The sequence below is a fragment of the Microbispora sp. NPDC049633 genome, assembly GCF_040675265.1.
Taxonomy (GTDB): domain Bacteria; phylum Actinomycetota; class Actinomycetes; order Streptosporangiales; family Streptosporangiaceae; genus Microbispora; species Microbispora maris.
Genome location: NZ_JBFAOO010000432.1, coordinates 1 through 1,162 on the forward strand (window position 1 = coordinate 1; position 1,162 = coordinate 1,162).

The 1,162-nt window shown below is 69.7% G+C and carries 1 protein-coding gene and 1 pseudogene; both read right to left on the reverse strand.

From position 1 onward, the window contains the following. Positions 1-242 (reverse strand): annotated as a pseudogene (locus tag AB0J39_RS39675) (esterase); the annotation flags it as partial. Positions 243-334: 92 nt separating this feature from the next. Beyond that, positions 335-1,162: ricin-type beta-trefoil lectin domain protein (locus AB0J39_RS39680; protein ID WP_363474381.1), on the reverse strand; the 828-nt coding region annotated here is incomplete at its 5' end.

Below are 1,162 nucleotides of genomic sequence, written 5' to 3' on the forward strand. Positions count from 1 at the left end.
CCGTTGCCGTTGAAGATCGCGCTGGCGGATCCGCTGCAGTAGTGCACCAGCACCAGCAGCGCCGGCCGGGCCGCGACCCTGTCGGGCACGTAGATGTACATGTTCAGGTTGGTCGGGTTGTTGCCGAAGCCGGTGACCCGGGTCAGCGACGCGGCCGCGGCGGGCCGGGCCGCGAGGAGCATGCTCGCGACCACCAGAGGCAGGGCGGCGGCCGCCAGTATCGCTCTGAGCCTTCGTTTCACACCATGTCCTTCCGTCTTTCGTGTGGTGCCGGATCCCTGGTGCCGGATCCCTGTTCAGCCAGGAAGAGGGGGGCCGGCGGGAGGGGGTGCGGTCAGCCGCGGGTCCACTTCTGGTTGGTGCCGCCGTGGCAGGAGTACAGCTGGATCTTGGTGCCGTTGCCGGTGCCCTGTCCGACGGCGTCGAGACACAGCCCGGACTGGACGCCCTGGATGGTGCCGTCGGAGTTCACGCGCCACTTCTGGTTGTCGCCGCCCCAGCAGCTGTAGATCTGCACCTTCGCGCCGTTGCCGGTGCCGGCCGCGTCCAGGCACTTGTTGCCGTACACCCGCAGCTCCTGGGCCGAGGTGGACGTCCAGGTCTGGTTGGTCTGGCCGTTGCAGTCCCACAGCTGCACCTGGGCGCCGTCCGCGGTGCTCGCGTTGGCCACGTCCAGGCACCGGCCGGAACCGGCTCCCCTGATCGCGCCCGCGCCCGGGGAGGTCGGCGTCGCGCTCGGGCTGGGGGTGCCGCCGGGCTGGCCGATGCTGCCGGGGACCGTCTGGAGCGCGGCGTACCAGGCGGCGGCCATCTTGTCGTAGCCGGTCGCGGTGGGATGGATGCCGTCGATCAGGTCGGCGGTGGTCAGCTTGCTGTGCATGTCGACCAGATGGACCCGCTTGCCGCTGTTGACCTTGGACTGCACGATGCCGGGGATCGCCGCGTTGAACGTCCGGGCCGCCGACTCCTGCCCGGAGTTCGACAGGGGGATGATGGTCGCGACGAACACATCGGCGTTCGGCGCGGCGGCGGTGACGTGGTCGATCAGCGTGGACAGCCGCTGCGGCGCGCCGGAGACGTTGTAGTTCTGCAGCACGTCGTTGGTGCCGATGTGCAGCAGCACGGTGCGCGGGGTGTAGGTCTGCAGCCAGCGGGTGATGTT